Below are 16,256 nucleotides of genomic sequence, written 5' to 3' on the forward strand. Positions count from 1 at the left end.
CATGCTTCGATTAAAGAGGTCTCCGTTTGCGCGGCTTATATCGACGCGCGATCTCCTTCGCCACGGCGCTCGCAGGCTTGACGTTGGCGCCGGCGATCCAGACCTCGCTGATCCTGCCGCGCTTGTCGCGGATCCGGCGCACCGGCTCGCCATGGCTGGAATAGCCGGCAGCCCAGGCGAGCTTGCCGGTGTCGCGGCCGGTGACCTCGATCTCGGCGGCATCCATGAACGGATTGATGAATTGCGGATTGGCGACGAGCACGCGATTGCCCATCGGCACGAGGTCGCTCGCGCCCCAGATCGTCCACCAGCGGCCAGTCCAGTCGCGCAGGCGTCGGTCGGCCGTGCCGCGCGTCTTGAACACGCGCAAGATCTGCATCGCGCCGTCCATCCAGAACGGTGCCGCGCCGTCGATGGAGTTGCTGAGGATACTGATCGTGAGCTCGCAAGCGGGGATGGCGCAGGTCCGGGAGATGTAGCCCTGAAAACCGCCGCCATGGCCGAACCAATCCCAGCCGTCGGTCTTGCCGGCATTGACGCCGAGCCCGTAATAGCCCTCGAAGCTCTGCGGGATGCGCCAATGGTGTCGCGTCATCTCGCGGCGGCTTGCGACCGAGAGCACGCTCTTCTTCGCATTGGGCGCAAGCTGCGCGAAGAAACGGGCGGTGTCGCCGGCAGTCGCAACGAAGCCGGCGGCGGACGCCATCGCCTGTGCGGGATTGTCGCCGGGGATCACGCATCGCTCGCCGAACGGCAGCTTTCGTGTGTGGCCGCGCGCGAACGACGCGCCTTTGGGCAGCGGCGCGTCCGGCTCTGTCGCGCGCAGGCCCGCAGGCTCGATGATCTCGCGCTTGATCCAGGCTGAGTAGGGCTGCTTGGTCACCGCTTCGATGACGAGACCGAGCAGGCCAAAGCCGTGATTGGAATATTTGAAGCGGGTGCCGGGCTCGATCGCGGTCGGCAGCTTCAATTCCGCGAGCAACTCTTTCGCGTCGAGATAGGAACGGCGGTCGATGAACTGGCCGGAATCGGCGCCGTCGCGCGTCAGCCCCGCGCTGTGCGAGAGCACCTGCGCGATCGCCGTCTCGGCGACGCGCGGATGCAGCCCGCCGACATATTGGCCGACCGTGTCGTCGAGCCGGAGCTTGCGCTGTTCGCGCAGCTTCATGATGCCGGCCGAGGTGAAGCTCTTGGAATGGGAGGCGATGCGGAAGCGGTGGCGCGGGGTGAGCTTCTCGCCGGTGTCGAGATTGGCGAGGCCAAACGCATGCTCGGCGACGATCTCGCCGCGATGGGCGAATGCGATGATGACGCCTGGCTGCTGGATTGTCGTCAGTTGGAATTCGATCCAGGAGCCGATGTAGTCGATCGCGGATCGCAGCCACGGGTCCATTGCACACCAATTTGCTGGGAAAATCGATGCGAGAGGCTAGCCGAGAAAGCCGAACGGGCACAACCGAAAGGTTGTGCCCGTTCGCTGCATTCGAAAGATGCGATTCTCTTAGTAGACGAGCGTCGCGCCGGTCGGCTTGTCGAGCGCCGTGGCGAGCGAGCGATACTCGGAGCTGTCGGTGCCGGCGAGCGAGGCGATCTTGTTCAGATGATACTGCGCCTGTTCGCGGTTGCCCTGCTCGAGCTGCCAGAGGCCGTAATACTGCCAGGTGCGGACGTGGTTCGGATCGTCCTTCAGCGCCAGCTCGTAATAGATCTTCGACGACTGATAGTCGCCGAGCTTGCGATAGGAGTAGCCGATCAGGTTGGCGACGTCGGCGACGTCGTCGCGCTTGAGCGACTTCAACTGATCGATCGCGCCGGTGTAGTCGTGGTTGTCGTAGATCGCGGTATAGGCGGTGCGATAGGCGGCGAGGAATTTGGGATCGCTGACGGAAGAGCTCTTCTTCTTGCCCTTCTTGGAGGAGGAGTCCGACTTCGGCGGCGGCGAGGGCTCGTCACTGCCGGCGGCATAGGCGCTGGACAGCACCGGCGCGGCCGCCAGCGACATGGCGACCAATCCCGGCACGACAAGCATTGAGAGTTTGCGCATCTAAATTCTCCCGTATGGAACGTGGCGATCCTACACGATTGCCCGAAGACCGGAACACCCGTCTGGCGAAAACATTCCCGCTCCGCACGATCTATTCGCCCGGGCGCGGATGACAAACTTGTCATCCAGATGAACGGAAGCCTGCAGCGGGCTTCAGACAGGGTTCAGCGCGCCGCCCCTAGGCTCCCACCCACGATCGAAGGGTGGGCGAGAGGGCGCCGCCTCGAGATCCTTCCAAGAGGAGACCACCATGCTGAAGACCATTTCCGCAGCCTTGCTCGCCGCTTCCGTGATCGCAGCCCCGGCCTTCGCCGCCGAGGCCGGCAAGACCACCACGGCGCCGGTGATCAAGGCGGACCAGAGCCAGACCAAGGCCTCGACCACCGCCGCGAAACCGGACACCGCCATCAAGGCCGATGCCAAGGTCGAGGCCAAGACCGATGCCAAGACCGATGCGAAGGCCACTGCCAAGACCGACGCGAAGGCCGGCGACGTCAAGCCCGCCGACGTCAAGGCGGACGCCAAGGTGGATACCAAGTCGAAGGCGCTGAATGCCAACGCCGCGGTCACCTCCGACGAGCACAAGACCGTGCGCACCCATCGCCACCACCACAAGCATCTGTCGGCGAAAAAGCTAAAGGCGCAGCCTGACGTGACCAAGCCGCTGGCCACCGAGAAGCGCAGCTAACGACTGATCCTCTCGCGGCGGCATCCCAAGCATTGCCCCGCCGCCGCGTCAGGACTTCAGACCCGGCCCGTCGTCTCGGCGCCTTGCGCGAAAGCGCAGACGCCGGCGGCGGGACGGTGCGTGCGTCGCAAAGCCCCGGGGGATGCGAATTCCCTTTGCACGACCTTGCGGCTAGAACGTCCGCTTAGGTTGTTCGAGCGGGAGCGGGATCTGTGGGGCGATTGGCGAAACGTGCGGCGAGCTTGGCATCGGTCCTGTTATTGCCGTTGGCGCTTGCGGCATGTTTCGGCAGCGACGGTGATCGTCCAACCATTATCGGTGGGACCCAGGCCGGAGGGCCGCAGCCGTTTCCCGACAATTTCCGCGGCGACATCCTGGCGCTGATGCGCACCTATCTGAACAACCCGGTCGGCGTGCGCGAGGCCACCATGGCCGAGCCGGTCCAGCGCGAGGTCGGCGGCCGGCAGTTCTATGTGAGCTGTCTGCATTTCACCCCGCGCGAAACCGATGGCAGCTACAAGGCCATGCGGGAACGCGCTGTGATCTTCGTCAACGGACGGGCGGACCGCGTCGTCGACCGCACGAGCGAGCTCTGCGCCGGCGCGGTTTACGTACCCTTTCCGGAACTGGAAAAGATGACGCGGTAGCGCCAAGCCCGCCTTCATCGCCGGGTGTTAGAACGATGACTGCCGGAGCCGCTGGATCACATTTCGGCGAGCTTTGAACGGGGTGGTTTGACCTCGCGACAAATTGTTACGGCAGGCCCTGCGCAGACGAGAAAAATAGTCGGTGCAGGACGACGTGACGGAACAAAATCGCGTTGTTGCCCCTCCGTCACAGTCACGAGCGATCAACGTTCCGGCATCGCCGCGAAGCAACCCAATTCACGCCACGTTGTTTCCTGAGTGTCGTAAATGAAAGAACGGGGATGATCATGAAATCGATTTTGCTGGGTGCAGCTGCTCTGCTTGCGCTGGCCGCGCCGGCCGCAGCCGCGGACATGCAGCCGCGCACCTACGCCAAGGCCCCGGCCTACACGCCGCCGCAGCTGATTTATAACTGGACCGGTTTCTACATCGGCGGCCATGTCGGCGGCGCGTTCGCCGGCGACAGCAGCTTCCAGTCCAGCGACGCCCGCTTCCTCGGCGGCGTGCAGGGCGGCTTCGACTACCAGTTCGCGCCCAATTGGGTGGTGGGTATCGAGGCCCAGTATTCCTGGCTGCCGACCAACAACAACGGTGTCACGTTCCCGCTGGGCACGCAGGTGACCTCCAACACCGACCAGCTCGGGTCGGTGACCGGCCGCATCGGCTACACCTGGGGTCCGGCGCTGCTCTACGCCAAGGGCGGTTACGCCTGGCGCAACGGCGGCCTGGGCGTCAATGTCGCAGGGGTGCCGCAGGGCTTCACCACCACCGGCAACAGCAAGGACGGCTACACCGTCGGCGCCGGCCTCGAATACATGTTCGCGCCGAGCTGGTCGGCCAAGGCCGAGTACCAGTACTACAATTTCGGCAGCACCACCTTCACCTCCGGTCCGGCCGACATCGTTGGCGTTCGCGGCCGGGAGGACGAGCATACCGTCAAGGTCGGTGTGAACTACCGCTTCGGTTGGGGCGGTCCGGCAGCCACGCGCTACTGACCCTCCACCGCGATCATCGCTCTGACAAAGGCCGGCTTCCCGCCGGCCTTTCGTTTGTCAGCCTCTTGCCTGCCGGCCCCATGTTTGCTTTGCGTGAACCATCTGGCGCGTCATTTGCAGGAAAACATTCCGGCGGGCGCCTTCTCACGCGCGTCATGGGACTTGGGTAAAGCAAAAATAATTTTTGCCGCTTACGGAACTCGCGCTCCGGAAAGCGTTATATGAGAATTACCGGGCTGGTGGGACGACGGACATGCGTATCTTGGTGTCGGCGGTGGTGCTCTCGTGCTTTGTCTGCCTGCCGTGCTCTGCACAGACAATCCTCAAATCCGAGCCTCTGATGCTGGCACCTTACGAGGTGGCTTTCGTCAAGGACGCGTCCTGTCCGTCGGGCAGGGTGCTCAAGGTCACCGGCGCGATCCGTGGACTGCATCGCCGCAAGGCCTGCGTGGTGCTGGCCGGTGAGCAGGCCTCGCTGGCAACCGCAACGCCCTGATTGCTTAGCGGCCTCCGCCGCCCGATCTCACGGATTCAGCTCGAGCTCCATCGTCGACTGGCGGTCGGCCTCGGCCTTGTTTTGGGCGGGGTCCTCACCTTGGGCGACCCGGCAGGGCCTGATCTCGTAGTCGTTGTCGAGCACCCGGCGTGGCCCGGGACGGTCCTCGTCGGCGCTGACGTCCACGACCAGGCCGCTCCGATACGCGAGCTTCCAGACGTCGGATTCGCTCGGATAGGCCTTGCTGATCTGGGCGTCGTTGCAGAACAAGGCGTAGGGCATTCTTCCCGCTCCCGGAAACCGCGTTAACGACCTCATGGGCCGCCGGTTCCGGGGGGCGGGCGATCACGGGGCCGTGATCGGGCTCCGGGCCCCTGAGTCCTTAACGAGTCCTGAATCGCGAGAAAAAGAATCCTTGGGACTCGTTTGGCGGAATCAGCGGATGTTTTCCGCCATGACGAGCGACCTGAAGACCTCCTGCGGGCACATGCTCCTGCCGCTGACGCTGGCGTTATTCGGCGCCTGCGCGGCCAATCTTTGGCTGGTGTGGTCCTGGCTGTAGGCCCCTCCGATGGGAGGGGTGGCGTTATTTTCTTGCCGGTGGGGCCGGGGCGTCGTGGATGGCGGCGCGCAATTTGGTCAGGGTTTCGGCACAATATTCCTCGCGCTCGCGCTCGAACCGCTCCTGATGCTTGCGGAAATTGGCGATGCGGGCCTGCATCTCGGTGCGGAAATCACCGATCGCCCGCGGTGGCGGCAGAGGAGTGGGTGGGGGCGGTACCGGAGCTTGCGTCAGCTCGATCTCGACTGCGGCGGCCTCCACGGCAACGCTCTCGACCGCGACTGTCGTGGCAACCGAGGTCCCTTCCGGCTGAAGGAGATCATCCTTCCTGCCGGTCACCGATTGGACGAAGGCCAGTGTCTGCGCGATCAGCGCGTCGCGTTCCGCGATCCATTTCATGATCCACCTCAGCCGGCCCCATTCCAGCAAAGCGGCTGCGCCGAATCAAGGCGGTAAAGAAGGGATTGCATATTTTTCCCGGTCGCCCGAGAGTAGTCGGATGGATTCCGGAAAAGAACGGTCGGACGAAGTGGAGGGCCTGAGGCTCATCCGCGCGTTCCTTTTGCTGCCGCCCGACAAGCGGGCGGAGGTGATCGCGTTCGTCGAGGAATTGGCGCGTGCGCAGGGTCGGCCCGAGGAGGGCACGCAGGCGTCGCCGAGGTGAGCGCTATCGCTGGCGCGGATTGATGTTGGGCTCGAACGGTGCGCCAACCACCCGGACCGGTGTCTGAACCGGTGTCGGGGTGACGTCGATCACGGCTGTCTCGGCGAGCCGCTTTTCGGGGGCCGGCGAAAGCATCGGCTCGAACAACGTCAATGTCCCGGCCACGGCGACACAGCACAGCGTCACGGTCGCCAGCAGAAACATATTTCGGTTTTCTTCCCTGATCCGCATGGGCCGACAACGGCTGACGCCGAGGCTCGGTTCCGGGGCGGCGATGCCGGATCGCGCGACCGAAACGGGCCGAAGCTTACGCGAAGCTTACGGCGAGGCTCAAAAGGGTTATTTTTCCGTAAGATGACGCCCTCAATTTGCATTAAATCTTAACGCCCGCCGGTTCCAATGCACGCCAGGATACGCATGCAGAAAATCATTGGGACGGCTGCGATGAGCTTTTTGAACAATCTGAAAATCGTCTGGAAGGTCGCGTTGATCGTGACCGTGATGGGCTGTGCGATGATCGCCGTCGCGGCCTTTGGCGTGCGCGAACTTTCCGCGACCGTCGACGGGTCTACCGAACTCTCCGCAGCGCAGTCTGCTGCCCTCAATTTGACGCGCGCGCAGCGGCGCGCCGAGACTTATCACGCGGCATTGTATGCGGTCCTCACCGAGGCGACCGAGGCGGGTAACGCCAACCGCCTCAAGACCGCGAACCAAAATCGCGACGAGATCCGTCAGTTCCTGGAAGCGGCGGAGCAGGACGATCCATCGCGCGCAAGCCAGGTCAAGAGCATCGGCGATCAGTTGAAAGCCGTGTTCGCCAGCTGCGATCCGGTGCTGAAGGCCGGCTCGCAGGCGAGCAGCCCGGAAGAGAATGCCAAGGCGGCAGAACGCGCGCACAAGGAGTGCGATCCGGTCATGGATGCTGCCCTCGCGCGCATCGCTCAGTTCGTGACCGAGACCGCCCAAGCCGTCGCCAAGCGCAAGGACACCATCAGCCGCGACGCTCACGCCGCGACCTGGACCGTGATCGGCGTCAGCGCCGGCGGCCTGATCCTGGGCATCGCAATCGCGCTGTTCATCGGCCTCAAGGCGATGTCGCAGCCGATCGCCCGGCTCAAGCTCGCCATGGAGGGGCTTGCCCGCAACGATCTCAAGACCGAGGTGCCCGAGAAGGACCGGCGCGACGAGATCGGCGACATGGCCAACACGGTCGAAGTGTTCAAGAACAACGCCCTCGAGGTCGAGCGCCTCAAGGCCGCACAGCTCGAAGTCGAGAAGCAGGCTGCCGAGCAGCGCCGTCGCGACATGGTCAACCTCGCCGACGGCTTTGAACGTGCAGTCGGCGAGATCATCGAGACGGTCGGATCTGCCTCTACCGAGCTCGAAGCGTCGTCCTCAACGCTGGCGACCACCGCACAGCGCGCGCAGGAGCTGACCTCGGTCGTCGCAGTCGCATCCGGCGAAGCCACCGGCAATGTGCAGTCGGTCGCGACCGCCACGGAGGAGCTCTCCTCCTCGGTCAACGAGATCAGCCGGCAGGTGCAGGAATCCGCGCGGATGGCGGGCGAAGCCGTCGCCCAGGCCCGCACCACGACGGAACGGGTCAGCGAGCTCTCGGTTGCCGCGACGCGGATCGGCGACGTCGTCGAGCTCATCAACACCATTGCCGGCCAGACCAATCTTTTGGCGCTGAACGCCACGATCGAAGCGGCGCGTGCGGGCGAGGCCGGCCGCGGTTTCGCGGTCGTCGCGTCCGAAGTGAAGACGCTGGCCGAGCAGACCGCGAAAGCGACCGGCGAGATCAGTCTGCAGATCTCCGGCATCCAGACCGCGACCCAGGAATCCGTCAACGCGATCCGCGATATCTCGGTGACCATTGAGCGGCTGTCGGAGGTGTCTTCGACCATTGCCGCGGCCGTCGAGGAGCAGGGCGCCGCGACCCAGGAGATCTCGCGCAACGTCCAGCAGGCCGCTCACGGCACCCAGCAGGTCTCCTCGAACATCACCGACGTGCAGCGCGGAGCGGCCGAGACCGGCTCGGCCTCCTCGCAGGTGCTCTCGACCGCCAAGATGCTGGCGACCGACAGCAACCGGCTGAAGGACGAGGTCGGGAAATTCCTGCGGACGGTGCGCACGGCGTAAGTCCGCCGGCATCCGTCCATCGCGCGTTCTAGAGCGCCAGCAGACAAGCGAGCACGAACACCAACAGCACGGCCATGACGACGGCCGTCACCGCGCCAGCGGCGATCTTGGCCTTCTCTGTCGGGGTGGTGGAGCGCATCGGACGCGAGTATAGCTCGTTTGCACCGGAATCTCGACCTTGAGTCCGATCCCATGATCTCCAATCGTCCTCCCGTGCTCGCCCACGAACGCTTTGTCGCCGACCGCGACAATTTCTCAGGGCTAGATCTCGCCGCGCGGTTCGAGCGGATCGAGCGGACGAATCTTTGGGGCGCCGCCAGCTCGGTGTCGGGCCTCGGCTCGGAGGACACGGCCACCGCCGCGATCCGGGATGCGCTTCCTCCGCTGCTGCAGCGGCTCGGCGTACGTTCGCTGCTCGATGCGCCCTGCGGCGATGCCGGCTGGATCGGCCGCGTCAAGCTCGACCTTGATTACATCGGCATCGACATTGTGCCGTCGCTGATCGAGACCAACAACGCGCGTGCGGCGCGCGGCGAATTGTCCGGCCGATTCCTGGTGGCCGATATCACGTGCGATGCACTGCCGCGCGCCGATCTGATCCTGTGCCGGGACTGCCTGGTGCATCTGAGTTTTCAGAACATCGCCCGCGTGATCGCCCGCTTTCGCGAGAGCGGCGCGCAATTCCTGCTCGTCACGACGTTTCCGGAGTGGGAGGACAATCGCGATTGCGAGGATGGCGACTGGCGCGCGCTCAACATGACGAAGGCGCCGTTCGACTGGCCGGCGCCGCGCGAATTGATCGACGAGCGCTGCGAGGAGGGCGATGGCGGCTGGCGCGACAAGAGCCTCGGGCTCTGGCGGCTGGATGAGTTGCCGGATCGCGTCCGCACGGCCACGGATGTGTGACAGCTGCGAGCAGAACGTCCATTGCGTCCGCGCTCGCCCCGGCGATAGACTTTGGGTTGAGTAGCGATCTCGTATCGCGGTGACCTGCCGGAGCCCACCATGAGAGCATGTGCCGTCCTGGCCGCATTGTTGATCTGGTGCAGCGCGCCGGCGCTGGCACAGCAGGAGGGGGCCGCGCTCTATGCCGCGCATTGCGCGCAATGCCACGACGGCGATGCGCAAACCCGCGTGCCGGGCCGCGGCGCCATGCAGGCGATGTCGTTCGACCATGTGCTGGCAGCGTTGACCTCCGGCAGCATGGCGGCGATGGCAAAGGATCGCAGCGACGCGGAACGCCGCGCGATCGCGTCCTTCGTCACCGGCAAGATCGCGACCGGCGGCGTTGCGCCCGACGCGGAAGGTCGTTGTACGCAACAGGCCAGCGGTTTTCCGCAAGCCCTCGACGGTCCGCGCTGGAACGGATGGGGCGTCGACACCAACAACAGCCGATTCCAGCCCGCCGACATGGCGGGGCTGACCGCGGAGCAGGTGCCGCGCCTGCGGTTGAAATGGGCCTATGGGTTTCCCGGTGCCTCGGTGTCGTTTGCACCGCCGACCATCGTGGGCGGAATCCTGTTCATCGGCGGCACCGATCGCAAGGTGCACGCACTCGACGCGCGCAGCGGCTGCACGCTGTGGACGTTGGCGATCGATGCGGCGGTGCGCGCCGCGATCAGCTTTGCGCCACTTCCAGGCTCCGACCAGTTCGCGATCTTCTTTGGCGATTTGCGCGCCAACGCCTATGCCGTGAACGCGCTGACCGGCGCGCTGATCTGGAAGACGAAGGTCGAGGAGCACGCGGCCGCGCGCATCACCGGAGCGCCGACGCTGCATTCCGGTGTGCTCTACGTGCCGGTGTCCTCGATCGAGGAAGCCGCCGGCTCGCAGGCCAGTTACGAATGCTGCACCTTCCGCGGCAGCGTGGTGGCGCTGGACGCGGTGACCGGCAAGCTGGTCTGGCAGGCCTATACGATTCCGGAAGTGCCGCATCCGACCGGCAAGAGTGCGAGGGGCACGCAGCTGTTCGGTCCGTCCGGCGCCGCGATCTGGTCGGCGCCGACGATCGATGCGAAGCGGGGCGCCGTCTATGTGGCGACCAGCAATTCATACTCGAACCCGCCGGCGGCGACCGCTGATGCGATCCTGGCTTTTGAGCTTGGGACCGGGAAGCTGCTCTGGAAGCAGCAGGCCACGCCGAAGGATGCCTTTGTCGTGGCGTGCTTCACCGCGGACAAGTCCAATTGTCCCGAGGATCACGGACCCGATCACGATTTCGGCCAGTCGCCGATCCTCGTGACCTTGCGCGACGGCAAGCGCGTGCTCGTCATCGCGCAGAAGTCCGGCGTCGTGCACGCGCTCGATCCCGACGACGGCGGCAAGATCCTGTGGCAGACCCGGATCGGGAAGGGCGGTGCGCTCGGCGGCAGCGAGTGGGGCTCGGCCGCGGACGGTGAGCGCATCTATGTCGCCAACTCGGACGTGCGTTTCATGCGTGACGGCACGCGGCAACTCGATTCCACGCAAGGCGGCGGCCTGTTCGGCCTCGATCTCGCCAGCGGCAAGATCGCGATGGAGGTGCCGCCGGTCGCCTGCGGCGACCGCCCCAAATGCAGCCCCGCGCTTTCGGCGGCGGTGAGCCTGATCCCGGGCGTGGTATTCTCCGGCGGCGTCAGCGGCTTCCTGCGCGCCTATGCCACCGACGGCAAGCTGCTGTGGGAGTACGACACCGCGCAGGATTTCAAGGCCGTGAACGGCGTCCCCGCCCATGGCGGCGCGATCGACGGCCCCGGGCCGGTCATCGCCGGCGGCATGCTCTACACCAATTCCGGCTACGGCCAGTGGAGCGGCATCGCTGGCAACGTGCTGCTGGCGTTCGAGGTCGGGACGGAGTGAGAATTTCGCCATGTCCCGGACGCGCTGCAACGCCTTTAGCGTTGCTGCGCTGAGCCGGGACCCAGAAAGCGGCGCGGAGGAATGCGGCGCGATGGGCCCCGGACGCAGCGCATCGCCGAAGAGGCGCTGCGCTGCGTCCGGGGCACAGGTTGGGGCCGCCTCGTCAACCTCGTCATAGGCGCCTCCCTTTCAACTTGCATCCCGACCAACGAGGAGAGAATTCGATGATCGATGCCAGATGCCGCTGCGGTGCTCTCGCGCTGTCGCTTCCGGGGCCATCGCGGCTCGTCGTCGCCTGTCATTGCCTAGACTGCCAGCGACGAACCGGCGCGCCGTTCGGCGTCGGCGCCTTCTATCCGGTGGAGACCGTCACGATTACAGGGACGCCAAAGGCGTACGACCGGACAGCCGCAAGCGGCGGCAAGGTCCGCAGCTATTTTTGTCCTGACTGCGGCTCGACGGTTTATTGGCAAGCCGAGAATTTGCCCGCGATGATCGGCGTTGCCGTCGGCGCGATCGCAAATCCGGATTTTCCGCCGCCGATCAGATCGGTGTTCGAGCAGTCCAAACATGGCTGGCTGGAGATGTCAGGTGCCGAGCATTTCCAGCAAGGCAGCGCGCCGAAGCATTCAAGCTGAAAACTGCGCGCCAGACGCTGGTGCCGGCTGAGGGGATTGAACCCCCGACCTTCGGTTTACAAAACCGCTGCTCTACCGCTGAGCTAAGCCGGCGACGCCTGGAGGCGGGCAGGGCCGGCATGGGCCGGGGTGTCCACCCGTTGCGCGCCGCAATACCAGACTTGATCGGAAAGTGCCAGAACCGGAAAGGCCGTCGCCGCAGACATGAATCAGGCGGCCCGAAGGCCGCCCGATCTCCGCATCGATTTAGATCGCCTTACTGGCAGATGTGCCGGCGGCCGTCTGCGCCCTTGAACCAGGTGCCGGGCGTACAGACGAAGCCGTTACGCTGGGCGTAGGTGCGGGTGTCCCAGCCACGATTGTCCCAGCCGCGGTTGTCCCACGAATTGTCGTAGGCGTAGGAATTGTCCCAGGCGCGGAACGGCGCGCTGGCAATCGCGCCAGCGGTGCCGATCGCGGCGCCGGCTACGCCGGCCGCGACGTCGGTCGGCCAGAAGCCGGTGCGGCTCCTGTTCCAGTCGTTATTCCAGTCGCCATTGGTCTGACGATAGGACACGCGGCGATGGCGGTATCCGCTATCGGTGTAAGGATTTCCGGGGCCGAGATTCTGGCAATTGGCGTTGGGGAATTGCGCCGAGCAGCGGCCGGGATTGGTGACGACGGCCTGCGCCATGGCAGAGCCTGCCAGCATGGTCGCCGCAATCGTCGTCGCTCCAAGAAGTTTGATGTTCATGGTTGTTGGCTCCCATTTTGTTGACGGGGGCTAAACGCTTGCGGCGCCGGACGTTCCGAAGAAACCGGTGGATTTCGCAAGCAAATGGTCAAACGGATGTGAGTGCACGGCGCGGTTCCGCGCGGCGGAGCCACACGCCGTTAACGCTTCGCTAGTCCGCTTTGCAGCATTTGAGCGGCGCGCAATCCTTACACATTAGGCTTACCGGAATTTGGTGAGCGGGCCTTAACCCTCTCTGCGCCGCGATCGGATAGGTTGCCGCCGCATAACCGGGGTCCCCTCATGCGTGCTGTGGCGCTCGCTGCCTTTCTGATCGGACTGCCCGCGACGGCGTTTGCCGGCAGCGGCTTCGATATCGTCGTTCCCGGCCGGCCCGGCGTGCCGATCATCATCAACAACATCGACGCGTCCTATGCCGTGGTCGAGGGTGTCTGGGGCCTGGGCAAGAACCAGCAGGTGCAGCCTACGATCTATGGCGGGCGCTATATCGCCGAGCGGCAGCCTGCCGACGTCGGCCATTATTATCCGACACTGGGCCTGCGGCCCGGCTACGGCCGGCTCGAGGTCGAGCCGCCCGCGAACCGCAAATTGCCGAAGCCCGCCGAGAGCTATCACCAGAGCTGGGGCGCGCAATCGGCGCCGCTGCCGCCGCAGATGGACGTGCCCGTCGATCCGCCGCCGGTGATCCTCGCGCCTGAAATCAACGATCGTCCGCGGCCACCGCGACCGCGGCCGCATGTCCAGGTCCCCGGCAAACCGCCGGGTTAAGAAACGTCAAAATCCAACAAACAGAAATCAACAGGAGAGAGTAATGCGTCAAATGATTTCGGGACTGGTCGCGGCAGCTGCCGTGATGTTCGTCGCCACGGCACCCGCCGCGGCGTGCGGCTTCAACCCGTGCCAGCCAGTCGCGCCGGTCTATTCCGGCTGCAACACCGGTTGCGGCGGCTACGGCTATGGTGCCGGCTACGGCTATGGCTATGGCGCCTTCGAGCGTCTCGCCGAGCCGACCACGCAGTATTATTACGTCAACCAGGGCCCGACCTACACCGGCCCCGGCGCCTTCGCGCCGTATCCGACCTACCGTGAAGACGCGGTCGTCGCGCCCGCCAATTACGGCTACGGCTATCGCGCTGCTGTGGCTCCGTATCACCGCCCGTACTATCGCCCGTACCGCTACGGCTACGGCCCGCGCGCCGGCTATCTGCCGCGCACGCACTACGGCTACGGTCCGCGCTACGGCTACGCCCACCGTCACGCGCCGGCGCCATACTACGGCGGTCACCGCGTGCTGCGCCGCTACTACTGATCTCTGATCGGTTGAGCTAACGAGACGCCCGTTCGCGCAAAGCGGACGGGCGTTTTGCTGTGCCGTGGCCGCGATCAATCACATCGATAGCCCGCCTACGCCTACCGGCTACGGCGTGGCAGCCTTCGCTCGCTTCGCACAATGATGTTCTGAATTGGCTTGCCTAGCCGTAGCTCGCGAAGCGAGCGAAGGCTGGTGGGGGAGGCAGGACTCGAACCTGCGAAGCCATGAGGCGGCTGATTTACAGTCAGCTCCCTTTGCCACTCGGGACACTCCCCCGCTCGACGGCAGCACAATCGGGCCGGACCTTGCCGGCGACCGAAGACGGCCATGGAACGTGAAGGCCGCGACAGCCCGGATGGGGGCGCGACCGGGCGCGGTTATGGGCGATCCGGTGGGGCAAAGTCAACCGAGGCGAACAGCTAAAATCGCCTTCGAAGCCACCCAAATTGCCATATTCCGGCACCCGTGACACAAGCGAGCCCATGAAGGACAAAAAATTCGCCCCCAGGGGCCCCCGCGGCGGGGCTAAGCCCTTCAACAGACCCGGGAAATCGGCCGGCCGGCCGGCCTGGCGCGACCGCGATTCGCATGCCGACGGGCCTGTCATCCTCTATGGCTGGCACACCGTCACCATGGCGCTGGCCAACCCGGAGCGGCGGATCCGCAAGCTGACGCTGACCGAGAACGCTGCGAAGCGACTTGCGGATGAGAACATCGAGACCCGCGTCACGCCCGAGATCGTCCGTCCCCAGGAGATCGACCGTCTGCTCTCGCCCGATGCCGTGCATCAGGGCCTGCTTGCGGAAGCCGATCCTCTGCCTTCGCCTGATATCGAGAGCTTGAAGCAAGAAGGCATGGTGCTGGTGCTCGACCAGATCACCGACCCGCACAATGTCGGAGCGATCCTGCGCTCCGCCGCAGCGTTCGCGGTGAAGGCGATCGTCACCACTGCCCGCCACAGCCCGGAAGCCACCGGCGTGCTCGCCAAGGCCGCTTCCGGCGCGCTGGAGCTGGTACCTGTTGTGACCGTGCAGAACCTCGCTCGCGCCCTGACCACGCTGAACGAAATCGGCTTCCAGACCGTCGGGCTGGACAGCGAAGGCAGCGCGGATCTCAGCGACGTCGCGCTGCGCGAGCCGCTCGCGCTGGTGCTCGGCGCCGAAGGCAAGGGTCTGCGGCAATTGACCCGCGAGACCTGCAGCATCGTGGCGCGGCTCGACATGCCCGGCGAGATCAAGAGCCTCAACGTCTCGAACGCCGCTGTGCTCTCACTCTATGTCGGCGCGAGCCGGCTCGGGCTGATGAAGTAGGCGGCCGCGTCAAGCCGCTACTCCATCATCTCCCGCACCATCGGCACGACCTTGCGCCCATAAAGCTCGATGCTCTTCATCAGCTTCTCATGCGGCAGGGGCCCCGCCGAATACTTCAGTTGAAACCGCGCAACACCGAGCGTCTTCGCCGTCCTGGCGATCTTGCGTGCCACCGTCTCCGGCGAGCCGGCATAGAGCGAGCCGTGCTCGACCTCGTTGACGAACTCGTCGCGGCCCATCGGCGGCCAGCCGCGCTCTTTGCCGATGCGGTCGCGCATGGCCTTGTAGTCGGGCCATAGCTCTTCGCGCGCCTCTTCATCCGTCTCGGCGACATACCCGGGCGAATGCACGCCGATCGGCTGCGCGGGGCGGCCGAATTCCTTGGCGGCGCGGTGATGGAGATCGACGAAGGGCGTAAAGCGCGCGGGATCGCCGCCGATGATCGCGAGCATCAAAGGCAGGTCATAATGCGCAGCGCGCACCACCGATTGCGGGCTGCCGCCGACGCCGATCCAGGTCTTAAGCCGGCCGTTCTCGACCGGGGGATAGACCAGCTGATCCCGCAGCGGCGGACGCAGCTTGCCCTCCCAGGTCACCGGCTTCTGCGACAGCAGTGCGGCGAACAGGTCGAGCTTCTCCTCGAACAGCTCCTCGTACTTGCGCAGGTCGAAGCCGAACAGCGGAAAGGATTCGGTGAACGAGCCGCGGCCGAGGATCACCTCGGCGCGCCCGTTGGAGAGCGCGTCCAGCGTGGCAAAGCGCTGGAACACGCGGATAGGATCGTCCGAGCTCAACACCGTCACGGCCGAGCCGAGATGGATGCGCTTGGTGCGCGATGCGATCGCGGCCAGGACGGTCTCCGGCGAGGAGATCGCAAAATCGGCGCGATGGTGTTCGCCGAGGCCGATGAAGTCGAGGCCGAGTTCGTCGGCCAGCACGGCTTCGTCGACGACATTGCGGATCACCTGCGCGTGCGGAAGCATCGCGCCTGCGGCGTCCTTGGTGACGTCGCCAAAAGTATCCAGTCCGAATTGAAGCGATGCGGTCATCGGTGAGGTCTCTGCGGGCGCAGCTTGCGCCTGTCACTGTGGGGGGATCGTTTGCGGTGGAGCTAGGCCGCGGCGGCCGGTGCAACAATGCTGTTTCGAGAAACCCACCGTTTCCTTTTTGGATCGTGCCAGGCCAGC

19 protein-coding genes and 2 tRNA genes are annotated in these 16,256 nt (G+C 65.1%); 12 read left to right on the plus strand and 9 right to left on the minus strand.

The genetic code is table 11. The features are described 5' to 3' along the window. Nucleotides 1-10: 10 nt before the first annotated feature. Together RAD10_RS14250 and RAD10_RS14255 are read right to left on the minus strand one after the other, a co-directional pair. Nucleotides 11-1,393 (minus strand): serine hydrolase domain-containing protein, encoded by a 1,383-nt coding sequence (locus RAD10_RS14250; RefSeq protein ID WP_461617988.1) that lies wholly within the window; start codon nt 1,391-1,393, stop codon nt 11-13. Nucleotides 1,394-1,501: 108 nt separating this feature from the next. Beyond that, complete coding sequence (locus RAD10_RS14255) at nt 1,502-2,044, minus strand: tetratricopeptide repeat protein (RefSeq protein WP_461617989.1); 543 nt, start codon at nt 2,042-2,044, stop codon at nt 1,502-1,504. Between the two features lie 250 nt (nt 2,045-2,294). On the opposite strand from RAD10_RS14255, the gene RAD10_RS14260 reads away from it, so the two are divergent. From RAD10_RS14260 to RAD10_RS14275, 4 genes are all read left to right on the plus strand, one after another. After that, nucleotides 2,295-2,732, plus strand: coding sequence for a His-rich protein BRANT (locus tag RAD10_RS14260; RefSeq protein ID WP_461617990.1), 438 nt, complete (start codon nt 2,295-2,297; stop codon nt 2,730-2,732). Between the two features lie 212 nt (nt 2,733-2,944). Continuing rightward, a complete protein-coding gene (locus RAD10_RS14265) occupies nt 2,945-3,379 on the plus strand; it encodes a hypothetical protein (protein WP_461617991.1) in 435 nt (144 codons plus the stop codon). Nucleotides 3,380-3,666: 287 nt separating this feature from the next. After that, complete coding sequence (locus RAD10_RS14270) at nt 3,667-4,374, plus strand: outer membrane protein (protein WP_165637400.1); 708 nt, start codon at nt 3,667-3,669, stop codon at nt 4,372-4,374. A 253-nt stretch (nt 4,375-4,627) separates the two neighbouring features. Continuing rightward, nucleotides 4,628-4,870, plus strand: coding sequence for a hypothetical protein (locus RAD10_RS14275; protein WP_461617992.1), 243 nt, complete (start codon nt 4,628-4,630; stop codon nt 4,868-4,870). A gap of 27 nt (nt 4,871-4,897) precedes the next feature. Here the strand turns inward: RAD10_RS14275 and RAD10_RS14280 are convergent, their stop codons facing one another. Together RAD10_RS14280 and RAD10_RS14285 are read right to left on the minus strand one after the other, a co-directional pair. Then, nucleotides 4,898-5,152, minus strand: a complete 255-nt coding sequence (locus RAD10_RS14280) for a hypothetical protein (protein WP_461617993.1) — start codon at nt 5,150-5,152, stop codon at nt 4,898-4,900. Between the two features lie 304 nt (nt 5,153-5,456). Then, on the minus strand, nt 5,457-5,831 hold the full coding sequence (locus RAD10_RS14285; RefSeq protein ID WP_461617994.1) for a hypothetical protein: 375 nt from the start codon (nt 5,829-5,831) through the stop codon (nt 5,457-5,459). 100 nt (nt 5,832-5,931) lie between these two features. Between RAD10_RS14285 and RAD10_RS14290 the strand changes: the two genes are divergently transcribed. Next, the gene (locus RAD10_RS14290) at nt 5,932-6,096 is read left to right on the plus strand and encodes a hypothetical protein (RefSeq protein ID WP_461617995.1); all 165 of its coding nucleotides are present in this window, start codon (nt 5,932-5,934) and stop codon (nt 6,094-6,096) included. Between the two features lie 3 nt (nt 6,097-6,099). Here the strand turns inward: RAD10_RS14290 and RAD10_RS14295 are convergent, their stop codons facing one another. Further along, the gene (locus RAD10_RS14295) at nt 6,100-6,300 is read right to left on the minus strand and encodes a hypothetical protein (protein WP_461617996.1); all 201 of its coding nucleotides are present in this window, start codon (nt 6,298-6,300) and stop codon (nt 6,100-6,102) included. A gap of 240 nt (nt 6,301-6,540) precedes the next feature. Here RAD10_RS14295 and RAD10_RS14300 point away from each other — a divergent pair, with 240 nt between their 5' ends. From RAD10_RS14300 to RAD10_RS14315, 4 genes are all read left to right on the plus strand, one after another. Next, complete coding sequence (locus RAD10_RS14300; RefSeq protein ID WP_461618237.1) at nt 6,541-8,238, plus strand: methyl-accepting chemotaxis protein; 1,698 nt, start codon at nt 6,541-6,543, stop codon at nt 8,236-8,238. Between the two features lie 192 nt (nt 8,239-8,430). Beyond that, a complete protein-coding gene (locus RAD10_RS14305) occupies nt 8,431-9,144 on the plus strand; it encodes a class I SAM-dependent methyltransferase (RefSeq protein ID WP_461617997.1) in 714 nt (237 codons plus the stop codon). Nucleotides 9,145-9,243: 99 nt separating this feature from the next. Further along, the gene (locus RAD10_RS14310) at nt 9,244-11,076 is read left to right on the plus strand and encodes an outer membrane protein assembly factor BamB family protein (protein WP_461617998.1); all 1,833 of its coding nucleotides are present in this window, start codon (nt 9,244-9,246) and stop codon (nt 11,074-11,076) included. Between the two features lie 224 nt (nt 11,077-11,300). After that, nucleotides 11,301-11,714 carry a GFA family protein gene (locus RAD10_RS14315; protein WP_461617999.1) on the plus strand — a complete coding sequence of 138 codons (414 nt, stop codon included), beginning with the start codon at nt 11,301-11,303 and terminating at the stop codon, nt 11,712-11,714. 18 nt (nt 11,715-11,732) lie between these two features. Here the strand turns inward: RAD10_RS14315 and RAD10_RS14320 are convergent. After that, a tRNA-Thr gene (locus RAD10_RS14320) sits at nt 11,733-11,807 on the minus strand. A gap of 163 nt (nt 11,808-11,970) precedes the next feature. Continuing rightward, the gene (locus RAD10_RS14325) at nt 11,971-12,447 is read right to left on the minus strand and encodes a hypothetical protein (protein WP_461618000.1); all 477 of its coding nucleotides are present in this window, start codon (nt 12,445-12,447) and stop codon (nt 11,971-11,973) included. 282 nt (nt 12,448-12,729) lie between these two features. Here RAD10_RS14325 and RAD10_RS14330 point away from each other — a divergent pair, with 282 nt between their 5' ends. Beyond that, the gene (locus tag RAD10_RS14330) at nt 12,730-13,215 is read left to right on the plus strand and encodes a hypothetical protein (protein ID WP_461618001.1); all 486 of its coding nucleotides are present in this window, start codon (nt 12,730-12,732) and stop codon (nt 13,213-13,215) included. A 43-nt stretch (nt 13,216-13,258) separates the two neighbouring features. After that, nucleotides 13,259-13,756, plus strand: a complete 498-nt coding sequence (locus RAD10_RS14335; RefSeq protein WP_461618002.1) for a hypothetical protein — start codon at nt 13,259-13,261, stop codon at nt 13,754-13,756. Nucleotides 13,757-13,949: 193 nt separating this feature from the next. On the opposite strand, the gene RAD10_RS14340 is transcribed toward RAD10_RS14335, so the two are convergent. After that, a tRNA-Tyr gene (locus RAD10_RS14340) sits at nt 13,950-14,035 on the minus strand. Between the two features lie 206 nt (nt 14,036-14,241). On the opposite strand from RAD10_RS14340, the gene rlmB reads away from it, so the two are divergent. Further along, nucleotides 14,242-15,069, plus strand: a complete 828-nt coding sequence (gene rlmB, locus RAD10_RS14345; protein ID WP_461618003.1) for a 23S rRNA (guanosine(2251)-2'-O)-methyltransferase RlmB — start codon at nt 14,242-14,244, stop codon at nt 15,067-15,069. A 17-nt stretch (nt 15,070-15,086) separates the two neighbouring features. On the opposite strand, the gene RAD10_RS14350 is transcribed toward rlmB, so the two are convergent. After that, nucleotides 15,087-16,118: an LLM class flavin-dependent oxidoreductase gene (locus tag RAD10_RS14350; protein WP_461618004.1), complete on the minus strand. Its 1,032-nt coding sequence runs from the start codon at nt 16,116-16,118 to the stop codon at nt 15,087-15,089. Nucleotides 16,119-16,256: the final 138 nt, after the last annotated feature.

The sequence above is a fragment of the Bradyrhizobium sp. 23AC genome, from assembly GCF_054863025.1.

Bases quoted from the DNA above. Each gene is read 5' to 3' on its own strand.
- RAD10_RS14305 (WP_461617997.1), top strand. From the start codon at position 8,431: ATGATCTCCAATCGTCCTCCCGTGCTCGCCCACGAACGCTTTGTCGCC.
- RAD10_RS14285 (WP_461617994.1), bottom strand. From the start codon at position 5,831: ATGAAATGGATCGCGGAACGCGACGCGCTGATCGCGCAGACACTGGCC.
- RAD10_RS14280 (WP_461617993.1), bottom strand. From the start codon at position 5,152: ATGCCCTACGCCTTGTTCTGCAACGACGCCCAGATCAGCAAGGCCTAT.
- RAD10_RS14275 (WP_461617992.1), top strand. From the start codon at position 4,628: ATGCGTATCTTGGTGTCGGCGGTGGTGCTCTCGTGCTTTGTCTGCCTG.
- RAD10_RS14330 (WP_461618001.1), top strand. From the start codon at position 12,730: ATGCGTGCTGTGGCGCTCGCTGCCTTTCTGATCGGACTGCCCGCGACG.
- RAD10_RS14290 (WP_461617995.1), top strand. From the start codon at position 5,932: ATGGATTCCGGAAAAGAACGGTCGGACGAAGTGGAGGGCCTGAGGCTC.
- RAD10_RS14350 (WP_461618004.1), bottom strand. From the start codon at position 16,118: ATGACCGCATCGCTTCAATTCGGACTGGATACTTTTGGCGACGTCACC.
- RAD10_RS14295 (WP_461617996.1), bottom strand. From the start codon at position 6,300: ATGTTTCTGCTGGCGACCGTGACGCTGTGCTGTGTCGCCGTGGCCGGG.
- rlmB (WP_461618003.1), top strand. From the start codon at position 14,242: ATGAAGGACAAAAAATTCGCCCCCAGGGGCCCCCGCGGCGGGGCTAAG.
- RAD10_RS14335 (WP_461618002.1), top strand. From the start codon at position 13,259: ATGCGTCAAATGATTTCGGGACTGGTCGCGGCAGCTGCCGTGATGTTC.
- RAD10_RS14315 (WP_461617999.1), top strand. From the start codon at position 11,301: ATGATCGATGCCAGATGCCGCTGCGGTGCTCTCGCGCTGTCGCTTCCG.
- RAD10_RS14310 (WP_461617998.1), top strand. From the start codon at position 9,244: ATGAGAGCATGTGCCGTCCTGGCCGCATTGTTGATCTGGTGCAGCGCG.
- RAD10_RS14250 (WP_461617988.1), bottom strand. From the start codon at position 1,393: ATGGACCCGTGGCTGCGATCCGCGATCGACTACATCGGCTCCTGGATC.
- RAD10_RS14255 (WP_461617989.1), bottom strand. From the start codon at position 2,044: ATGCGCAAACTCTCAATGCTTGTCGTGCCGGGATTGGTCGCCATGTCG.
- RAD10_RS14260 (WP_461617990.1), top strand. From the start codon at position 2,295: ATGCTGAAGACCATTTCCGCAGCCTTGCTCGCCGCTTCCGTGATCGCA.
- RAD10_RS14270 (WP_165637400.1), top strand. From the start codon at position 3,667: ATGAAATCGATTTTGCTGGGTGCAGCTGCTCTGCTTGCGCTGGCCGCG.
- RAD10_RS14300 (WP_461618237.1), top strand. From the start codon at position 6,541: ATGAGCTTTTTGAACAATCTGAAAATCGTCTGGAAGGTCGCGTTGATC.
- RAD10_RS14325 (WP_461618000.1), bottom strand. From the start codon at position 12,447: ATGAACATCAAACTTCTTGGAGCGACGACGATTGCGGCGACCATGCTG.